This is a genomic window from Rhodococcus sp. NPDC003383, assembly GCF_053589115.1.
In genome coordinates this window covers 289213-297635 of sequence record NZ_JBSFRG010000003.1, presented here as the reverse complement: position 1 = coordinate 297635, position 8423 = coordinate 289213, and the positions used below count along the sequence as shown (strand labels likewise).

Here is an 8423-nt window from a genome sequence, read left to right as displayed (position 1 = left end):
CGTTGCAGCATCGTCACGTGAGAGGCGCGGTCGGCCAGTGCCGGGATCATCGTCACCGCCGTGGCGCCGCTTCCCACGACGACGATCTTTTTTCCGGCGTAGTCGAGGTCCTCCGGCCAGAACTGGGGATGCACGATCCGCCCGCCGAACGTCTCGATGCCGTCGAATTGAGGGGTGTATCCCGAGGTGTAGTCGTAGTAGCCGGCTGCAGAGACCAAGACTCGGCACGTTACGTCGAACTGCTCACGGTCGTGTTCGACGGCAACGTGCCACAGGGCTTCCTCGCGGGAGAAGTCTGCTCGCAAAACCTTGTGCCCGAGGTGGATACGAGGGGCGAGACCGGTCTCGGAGATCGTCTCGTGCAGATAGTCGAGGATCTCACCGGCGTCGGCGAACACGTTGTCGCTGTTCCACGGCTTGAAGGCGAATGCGAAGGTATGTAGATCCGAATCCGACCGGATGCCCGGAAAGCGGAACAGATCCCACGTTCCGCCGATCGCGTCGCGGCCGTCGACGATCGCGAAACTGCGGTCGGGTTGCCTCGTTGTCAGGCGGTATCCCAGGCCGATACCGGAAAATCCGGCCCCGACAATCAGCACATCGACGTGCTCGAGGCGGGGTAGCGAAGGTGCATAGTGGCCGATGTCCGTTTTCATGGTGCTTCCGATGGTTCGGGGGGGGCAAGCGCGACGAACGGTCCTGCAAGTCCGCCGCTGTGGTCCTTCGAGTGTGGAACGCACAAGAGCGACCGACACGAGTAGTCGACTACGCGATTCGACGAAAGGACGTGCCTGAGCCCGATGGCCTGGGAGCATCCCTCGCATGGGTTACTCCGACAAATCCCTCATCGTGCGCACCCTGCGGACACAGCTGGACCTGATCCTGCTGTTCGCGAACGAGCACGTTCTGCCTCGGATCGACGAGGCTGTGCTGCACTGGGAGCCGTCGTCGAATTGCGTGGGTGTCCGGCGGTCCGATGGGGTGTTCGTCGCCGACCGGCCGGACGAGGCCGCTTCTCCTCTTTCGGAGACGACAATCGCGTGGCTGCTGTGGCACATCGAATGGTGGTGGTCGAACACGATCTCGGTCTGTCGCGGCGGAAGCGCGGTGGCGACCGACGCCTACGAATGGTCCGGTTCGGTGGACCGGATCCGGACGCTCGCGCACGAGTGGTCCGGGCTTCTGGAGACGGCCGACCTCACGACACCGATCGTCGGCCTCATGCCGGACGAGACTCCACTCTGGGAAATCGCCGGATGGGTGAACTTCGAACTGACCAAGAACATTTCGGAGATCGGACAATCGCTGACGAGGTACGGGAACATCCGGCCGTAGATCCGCGCGGCGCCACCCGGGCCGCGCTGAGCTCACCCTCGCGTCGTCAACTCCTCCCGCCTCCGAGCGAATGTATCGCTCGTCTCCTTCAACCGACTGAGGGATACATTCGCTCGGAGGCGATCGCTCGGAGGCGGTAGCGTTCCCTGGTACCCGCACGACTCCGATCGAAAGGGTTCGTCATGCCTCGTATCGCCACCGCCGAAAAGGTCGATCGTGATGCGCTACTGGAATTCCTGCGCCCGCGACACCGGGCGGTCCTGGCCACGGTCCGCTCGGACGGCACTCCGCAGATGTCACCGGTGACCTGCGGGGTCGACGCAGACGGCCACATCGTGGTGTCCACCTACCCGGCGCGGGCCAAGGCCCGCAATGCGCGGCGGAATCCGCACGTGATGCTCTGCGTCCTGTCCGACGACTGGAACGACGCGTACGTGCAGGTGAACGGACGCGCGGAGGTTCTGGACATGCCGGAGGCGCTCGACGGCCTCGTCGAGTACTACCGCTGCATCGCGGGTGAGCATCCCGACTGGGACGAATACCGCGAAGCCATGGTCAGGCAGAACAAGACCCTGATCCGGGTCCATATCGAAAGCTGGGGTCCGATCGCGACCGGTGGATTCCCGCCGGGGCTCTGACCTGGCAGAACACTCCGAGGCTTGACGACGTACAACCATTTGGTTGTATATTGGTTCTCGTGAGCGGAGACGACGAGGACCGGGCCGATGCCCTGTTCCACGCGCTGTCCGACCGAACCCGGCGCGACATCCTGCGCCGTGTGCTGGCCGGGGAGCACTCGGTTTCCGCGCTCGCGGCGAACTACGACATGAGCTTCGCCGCTGTCCAAAAGCACGTCGCGGTATTGGAGAAGGCCGGCCTGCTGACGAAGCGCCGCAGCGGCCGGGAGCAGTTGGCCAGTGGCGACGTGGCGGCGGTGCGGTCGGTGGCGTCCATGCTCACCGAACTCGAGCAGGTGTGGCGCGGTCGCATCGCACGTATCGACGAACTCATCGCAACCGACTCGACCGAGGAGAGCTGACGACATGCCTGTCACCGACGTACAACACGACATCGACAACCGAACCCTCACCATCACAGCAGATTTCGCTGCACCGGTCGCGCGCATCTGGCAGGTCTACGCCGACCCGCGCCAGCTGGAGAAGGTGTGGGGTCCGCCGACCTACCCGGCGACCGTGGTCGACCACGATCTCCGGCCGGGCGGCCGCGTCACCTACTTCATGACGGGACCCGAAGGCGACAAGCACGCCGGGTATTGGGAGATCAAGACGGTCGACGAACCGACGAGCTTCAGTTTCGTCGACGGTTTCGCCGATCTCGACTTCAACCCGAATCCGGAACTGCCGGTCTCCGAGAACGTCTACACCTTCGCCGAACACGAAGGTGGCACGCGGGCAACGTATGTGGCCACCTATGCCTCCGCCGAGGCACTCCAGACGGTGCTCGACATGGGTGTGGTCGAAGGTGCCTCCTCGGCGATCAATCAGATCGACGAGCTGATCGTCTCCTGACCTCGCGCGACGGTCGGCTCGCCCGCATTTCGGGCGAGCCGACCGCTCGCGGGCACTCGTAGCCTGCGCAGCGAGTGCGTCGGTATTCGCCTTCCGAACCGGAAGCATCGTCGCGCTCACGTCGAAATGTCTTGTGTGCCTTCCAGTGTCTTCCGGAACAGTTCGAGGACGAGTTCCATGTTGGGACCCCAGGCGGGTGCGAACCCGGCGGGAAGCACGTCGTGGGTCCAGGTGACTGTGCAGCGCCCGTCGGGGAGCGGGGACACCTGAACCGACGCGTTGTCGTGTTCCGGGGGCGCGGTGCCGCCGACGATCGCGTAGACCAACCGTCGGCCGGCGTCGTCCACCGTGATCTCGCGTTCCCGCATCACCGTTCCGTCGACGAACGTCACGGTCCTGACTCCGGGTTCGCTCAGGACGCTGTCGCGTACGAAACCGGGCGCCATCCGGGTCGGTCCGTCGATGAAGTCGCCGAGAACCTGCCAGGCGCGGTCCGCATCGGCTGCGATCGTGATCTCTCTGGTTACCGAAGCCATGTCGATGGCCTCCTCTCCTGTCACCGGGCCACGGCGCAGGGGTTGTCGGTGTCGATTCCGATGCTTGCCTCGCGTCGGCTAACCGGTATAAGGACTACGCTAGTTACATAACCTGTCAACGTCAATAGACGGTTAGGATGAGGTCATGGTGGAACCTCGCCCGGACAACGATCCCGTCGGAACCGCGCCCGGACGGCTCCGCTGGATCGAAGAGTTCGTCAACACGCGCCGGGCCGATCGGGACGACATCGCCACCCCCGCACAGCTCGTGGACTGGTTCCATGCACACGACCTGGCGCATGACGCCGCGTCCGCCACTGCACGGCAACGGGATCGAGCCGAACACATCCGGGAGGGGTTGCGGGCTCTGATCGCCGGCAACAACGCCGAGCCGGTCGCCAGCCCCCGACCGGACGGTCTGGACCCGGACGCCACGGCGAGGATCGCCGCACTCGCGCCGTCCCTGCCGATGACACTCGACGTCACCGTTGCACCGCCACAGCTGATTCCGGCCTCGCGCGACCCGATCGACGCTGCCCTGACCCGGCTGCTGATCGCGGTCGCCGAGGCGGTCGCGGACGACACCTGGAGCCGCCTCAAGGCCTGCCGGGAACCGAGTTGCCGCTGGGCCTACTACGACCACTCCCGGAACCGGCGCCGCACGTGGTGCTCGATGGAACTGTGCGGCAACCGCGCAAAAGCCCGCACCCACCACCGCCGTTCGACGCTCGAATCCGGTAACGCCGTGCCGAAGTAGATCTTGACGCGGCGTCGGACCGGGCGTTCACTGAGAAGGCTCGTCTTCGATCACCCGACGGTGTTCTGGGAGGATGACCTATGCGCGGCACAGATTCGGTGGTTCCGAAACCTCGGCGCGGAGCAACCCGTCGTCGCCGAACCGTCTCGCTACTGGCACTGGTCGGAGCGTGCGTTCTCTCCTTGTCTGCGACCGGGACGGCCGTCGGCGACCCGGCGACGGACACCGGGTTCTCCCCACCGTTCTCCGGAGCGCCCGGCTACGAATACCTGGCGCCTCCGCAGATGACCGATCCGTCGCAGCTCAACCAGCCGCTCGGTCAGCAGGCTGCGGAAGAGATCGCCGCCCGCATCGGGTTGGGGCCGGAGGACGCTCTCACCGAACAGCAGTATCAGGACCTCACCACCGGAGGCGGAGTCGGCGGCAGCAGCGACGCCGCCGCGGTGATCAACGCGTGCGCCGAGATCCTCACCAATACGAACGGCCGGCCCCTCTTCTCGGATGTCGACGGCGTTTCCACACCGTCGGTCCTCGGAAGCTACGGGCTCTACGTGAACCCCGCCGGGTTGCTGGAGAGTCCGGCCAACGCGGACGCACCTACGCGGCAGGTGAATTCGCTGATCGCCCCGGGCGGTTTCGTGGGTACGTGGCTGCGGAACAACGGCGCAACGGATACCCTGGTGGCGCTCTACCGGTCGGCGTACACGGTTCAGGCGGTCTACGGCTTTGCGGCACAACAGATATCCGGGACGGCGCAGCTGGTGACCAACACCAAGGAGGGCGTGACCTCGGAGGTGGGCATGTCGATGGCGCCGCCGCTGTGGATCGTGAACTTCGCCCTGCTCTACATCCTGAAGCCGTCGTTGGCGGCGGCGATGCCCGCCTACTGGGCTCCCATCCCCCCGGAGGTCGCCGACGCCGTGAAGGCCAGCCCGACCGGGCAGGTTCCCTTCAAGGACTATGCGTCCTACTTCGAGTGATCGGCTTCCCGGCCAGGTCTCGTTGCTGATGCGAGGGTGAGGGAGCGACGCATGTTCGACGAAGAAGAGTTTCAGCGGGCATTGGCGCGACCGCGACTTGCCGGTCCCGTGCCGGAGTTCCTCGATTCCAATCGAGGCGTGCCGATCCGCGCGATCCCCGAGCCGGAACTGCAGGCCACCACTCGTGAGTGGTTCACGATGTTCGAGAAGAAGCTCGACTACCTGAGCGAGCGCCACGGCACGGATCTGTCGTGGGTGATGACGTGGGCCAAGAAGTACTGGTGGAGCTTCCTGGTCCGCGACATGAGTATCAACGACGAGCTGTATGCCCAGGACCTCCGCTACGTCGACCCCACGACGTTCGGGCGCACGATCGTCGGTATCGACGAGTTCGTGAGGTACAACTTCGCCTTCTTCGACGCCATCCCGGACTGGCGCTACGACCCGTTGCCCGATCAGGTGTACGTCGACGTCCAGCCCGACGGCACGGTCCGCACGGTGATCCGGTACATCGGAAGCGGCCACTTCTCTGGTGCGCTCCGCCTGTACCCCTACGACGACTCGGCACCGGTGATCTACGGCGACGGACGGTTCATCCAGGCGCCCGCCGTCGATCGATACCACTTCGGCCCCGACGGGTTGATGAGCGAGGGGGAGACGCTCTTCGACTTCCTGGATGCCGTCCAGCGAGCGGGCATTCTTCCGCGGGACGACAGCTTGCCGTTCCGTGCGCTCATGGCCGCGTCGAAGCTTCCGGTGCTGGCGCGCCGGGTCGGGGAGAAGTTGCGCCGTCGGTGAAGGTCACCGATTCCGGTCTTCCAGCCGGTGGAGAAGTCCGTGAAGGTGGCCGTCGGTTGCCATTCGGCGGTCGAGGACGGGGTTGACCAGTCCGCGTAGCCACGAGTACTGCCGCCAGCCCGCCGGGGCAACGGTCATCGGTGCCCGCCGGCGGATGCCGTCCACGATCGTCCGGGCGGCCCGATCGGCGGTGATGCGCCGGTTGAGGGGCCACGGAAGGAGGTTGTCGATTTCGCGGCCTAGGTCGTCGGCGTCGAGCATGTCGTGGGTCATCGCGGTGTCCACGACGCCGAAATAGGCGATACCCGCGGTGGCCCCGTGGGCCGCGAGCTCGACGCGGAGAGCGCGGCCGAGTTGCTCCACCGCGGACTTGCTGATCATGTACGGGGAGCCGCCCGCCCCGGGAGCGAAGGCAGCACAGGACGATACGACCACCACGTGACCGGAACGGTCGACGATGTGATCGAGCGCGGGCCGGACGGTGTTGTACACCCCGGTGAGGTTGATGCCGATGACCCGGTCGAACTCGTCGTCCCGCATCGTCCGGAGGGTGGCCGGGACGGGGGTGACGCCGGCGTTCGCGACCACCACGTCGAGTCCGCCGAAGTAGCCGGTGGTGTCCGCGACGACAGCGGACATGGCCCGACGGTCCCGGACGTCGGCGGTCAGTGCGAGTGCCCGGTCTCCGAGGGCCGTCGCGGCGGATTCGATTGCGTCGCGGTCGATGTCGACGAGCGCCACGCGTGCTCCGAAGCGGACGAGGCGCTCGGCGACCGCACGGCCGATTCCCTGTGCCGAACCGGTGACGAGCACGGTCTTTCCGGTGACGTCCATTTCGCGAGGGCGGGTGCGGGCGGTCATCGGAGGACCTCGATGTCGAAGGGGGCCATGTCGAATTTCCGGACACGGCAGGCGTATTCGAAGCTCCACCCCGGGTACAGGCCGGCGTTCCTGCCGTCCGCGGTGTGGTAGTAACTGGTGTCGCATCCGCCGGTGAGCCACACGGTGCCGTCGCTGCGCCGGTTCATCTCGTCGACGAACGCGCTCTGAGCGCTGTCGCGAACCTCGATCCGGGACACCCGGTTACGTCGCATCGTGGTGAGGGCGTCGACGATGTAGCGCACCTGTGCCTCGATCATGAAGATCGCCGACTGGTTCCCGACCGCACCGAAGGCGCCGAGGGTGTTGAAGAAGTTCGGGAATCCCGCGAGGGACATGCCGAGATAGCTCGCCGGGTTCTTGCGGTACAGGTCGGCGTAGGTGTGCCCGCCACGCCCGCGGATTCGTTCGTATACCGCTGGTGGAACATTGAATCCGGTTGCGTAGACGATGGTGTCCACGGGATGCTCGGTGCCGTCGCGGGTGACGACGGAGTGTGGCCGGATCTCCGCGATCCCGGTGGTGACGACGTCGACGTTCGGTCGGGTCAGCGCCGGGAACCAGTCGTCGGAGAAGATGGCGCGTTTGCAACCGATCATGTAGTCCGGGGTGAGCTTCCTGCGCAGCTCGGGATCGCGTACCTGACGGCGCAACTGATATCGGCCCAGGAGTTCGTAGGGATAGCGGAACCTGTTGTTCACGAATCCGACCAGGCCGAAGCCTTCGATCATCGAGTAGTACGCGGCGCGCATCGCCTTGCCGACGACGGGCACCCGCCGGATGAGCCGGCGCTCGAATTCGGTCGTCACGCGGTCCATGCGGGGGATGATCCACGGCGCCGATCGCTGGAAGACCAGCAGTCGCTCGGCCTTGGGCTGCAACTCGGGAACGAACTGGACCGCAGACGCTCCGGTCCCGATGACGGCGATGCGGTCGCCGGTGGGGTCGTAGTCGTGATTCCAGTGCAGGGAGTGGAACGCGCTCCCCGCGAACGTGTCTCGCCCCGGGATGTCCGGGTACCGCGCCTCGCCGTACACGCCGGCGGCGGTGATCAGTACGTGGGTGGTCGCCTCGCCCGCGCTGGTGTGGAGGATCCAGCGGCCGGTGTCTTCGTCCCAGTCGGCTCCGAGCAGCTCGACCTCGTACCGGATGTGCCGCTCGACGTCGTGGTGCGCGGCGACCGTCCGGAGGTAGTCGAGGATCTCCGGCTGCCTGCCGTACATCCGGGACCAGTCGGGGTTCGGGGCGAACGAGTAGCTGTACAGGTGGGAAGGCACGTCGCACGCACAACCCGGGTAGGTGTTGTCGCGCCAGGTGCCTCCCAGATCCGCGGCCCGTTCGAAGATCACGAAATCGTGGACCCCGGCCTCGCGGAGTTTCGCGGCCAGCGCGATGCCGCCGAAACCGGCACCGATGACGACGATCGAATGGTCGGCATCGGTCGAAGGGTTGCCGTTCATTCGCCCGTCCTCGTGTCGGTGTGGCGCGGGTGCCCGCTCGTCGCGGCGCGAGCCGTGGACGGCGCCGTTCCGGGACACACTGCGGCCCCCACACCGCGGACGATCATCATCGGATCGGATGCTTCCAGGCTTGTCGGCACGGCGTCAAG

11 protein-coding genes are annotated in these 8423 nt (G+C 66.0%); 7 read left to right on the top strand and 4 right to left on the bottom strand.

Going from position 1 to position 8423, the window contains the following annotated elements:
• On the bottom strand, nucleotides 1–656 hold a 656-nt coding region (locus tag ACWDTS_RS04925; protein WP_450117704.1), incomplete at its 3' end, for a flavin-containing monooxygenase.
• 166 nt (nucleotides 657–822) lie between these two features.
• Here ACWDTS_RS04925 and ACWDTS_RS04920 point away from each other — a divergent pair.
• The 4 genes from ACWDTS_RS04920 to ACWDTS_RS04905 all read left to right on the top strand — a co-directional run bounded on the left by ACWDTS_RS04920 (nucleotide 823) and on the right by ACWDTS_RS04905 (nucleotide 2864).
• Complete coding sequence (locus tag ACWDTS_RS04920) at nucleotides 823–1335, top strand: DinB family protein (protein WP_450117703.1); 513 nt, start codon at nucleotides 823–825, stop codon at nucleotides 1333–1335.
• Between the two features lie 182 nt (nucleotides 1336–1517).
• A complete protein-coding gene (locus ACWDTS_RS04915; protein WP_450117702.1) occupies nucleotides 1518–1973 on the top strand; it encodes a PPOX class F420-dependent oxidoreductase in 456 nt (151 codons plus the stop codon).
• Between the two features lie 59 nt (nucleotides 1974–2032).
• On the top strand, nucleotides 2033–2374 hold the full coding sequence (locus tag ACWDTS_RS04910; protein WP_197256434.1) for an ArsR/SmtB family transcription factor: 342 nt from the start codon (nucleotides 2033–2035) through the stop codon (nucleotides 2372–2374).
• Nucleotides 2375–2378: 4 nt separating this feature from the next.
• Nucleotides 2379–2864 carry an SRPBCC family protein gene (locus tag ACWDTS_RS04905; protein WP_450117701.1) on the top strand — a complete coding sequence of 162 codons (486 nt, stop codon included), beginning with the start codon at nucleotides 2379–2381 and terminating at the stop codon, nucleotides 2862–2864.
• 116 nt (nucleotides 2865–2980) lie between these two features.
• Here ACWDTS_RS04905 and ACWDTS_RS04900 read toward each other — a convergent pair whose 3' ends face one another.
• On the bottom strand, nucleotides 2981–3400 hold the full coding sequence (locus ACWDTS_RS04900) for an SRPBCC family protein (protein WP_450117700.1): 420 nt from the start codon (nucleotides 3398–3400) through the stop codon (nucleotides 2981–2983).
• A 145-nt stretch (nucleotides 3401–3545) separates the two neighbouring features.
• On the opposite strand from ACWDTS_RS04900, the gene ACWDTS_RS04895 reads away from it, so the two are divergent.
• From ACWDTS_RS04895 to ACWDTS_RS04885, 3 genes are all read left to right on the top strand, one after another.
• The gene (locus tag ACWDTS_RS04895) at nucleotides 3546–4157 is read left to right on the top strand and encodes a CGNR zinc finger domain-containing protein (protein WP_450117699.1); all 612 of its coding nucleotides are present in this window, start codon (nucleotides 3546–3548) and stop codon (nucleotides 4155–4157) included.
• Between the two features lie 80 nt (nucleotides 4158–4237).
• Entirely contained in the window at nucleotides 4238–5137 is a 900-nt protein-coding gene (locus ACWDTS_RS04890; RefSeq protein WP_197256442.1) for a hypothetical protein, read from the top strand.
• Between the two features lie 51 nt (nucleotides 5138–5188).
• Entirely contained in the window at nucleotides 5189–5935 is a 747-nt protein-coding gene (locus ACWDTS_RS04885; protein WP_450117698.1) for a nuclear transport factor 2 family protein, read from the top strand.
• 3 nt (nucleotides 5936–5938) lie between these two features.
• Here ACWDTS_RS04885 and ACWDTS_RS04880 read toward each other — a convergent pair whose 3' ends face one another.
• Together ACWDTS_RS04880 and ACWDTS_RS04875 are read right to left on the bottom strand one after the other, a co-directional pair.
• A complete protein-coding gene (locus ACWDTS_RS04880; protein ID WP_450117697.1) occupies nucleotides 5939–6796 on the bottom strand; it encodes a short-chain dehydrogenase/reductase in 858 nt (285 codons plus the stop codon).
• Nucleotides 6793–8274 carry a flavin-containing monooxygenase gene (locus ACWDTS_RS04875; RefSeq protein WP_450117696.1) on the bottom strand — a complete coding sequence of 494 codons (1482 nt, stop codon included), beginning with the start codon at nucleotides 8272–8274 and terminating at the stop codon, nucleotides 6793–6795. Before ACWDTS_RS04875 ends, ACWDTS_RS04880 begins: the two co-directional genes overlap by 4 nt.
• Nucleotides 8275–8423: the final 149 nt, after the last annotated feature.

Excerpts from the sequence above, each read along its gene's own strand:
- ACWDTS_RS04915 (WP_450117702.1), top strand. The coding sequence starts at position 1,518 with ATGCCTCGTATCGCCACCGCCGAAAAGGTCGATCGTGATGCGCTACTG.
- ACWDTS_RS04900 (WP_450117700.1), bottom strand. The coding sequence starts at position 3,400 with ATGGCTTCGGTAACCAGAGAGATCACGATCGCAGCCGATGCGGACCGC.
- ACWDTS_RS04920 (WP_450117703.1), top strand. The coding sequence starts at position 823 with ATGGGTTACTCCGACAAATCCCTCATCGTGCGCACCCTGCGGACACAG.
- ACWDTS_RS04895 (WP_450117699.1), top strand. The coding sequence starts at position 3,546 with ATGGTGGAACCTCGCCCGGACAACGATCCCGTCGGAACCGCGCCCGGA.
- ACWDTS_RS04890 (WP_197256442.1), top strand. The coding sequence starts at position 4,238 with ATGCGCGGCACAGATTCGGTGGTTCCGAAACCTCGGCGCGGAGCAACC.
- ACWDTS_RS04885 (WP_450117698.1), top strand. The coding sequence starts at position 5,189 with ATGTTCGACGAAGAAGAGTTTCAGCGGGCATTGGCGCGACCGCGACTT.
- ACWDTS_RS04905 (WP_450117701.1), top strand. The coding sequence starts at position 2,379 with ATGCCTGTCACCGACGTACAACACGACATCGACAACCGAACCCTCACC.
- ACWDTS_RS04880 (WP_450117697.1), bottom strand. The coding sequence starts at position 6,796 with ATGACCGCCCGCACCCGCCCTCGCGAAATGGACGTCACCGGAAAGACC.
- ACWDTS_RS04875 (WP_450117696.1), bottom strand. The coding sequence starts at position 8,274 with ATGAACGGCAACCCTTCGACCGATGCCGACCATTCGATCGTCGTCATC.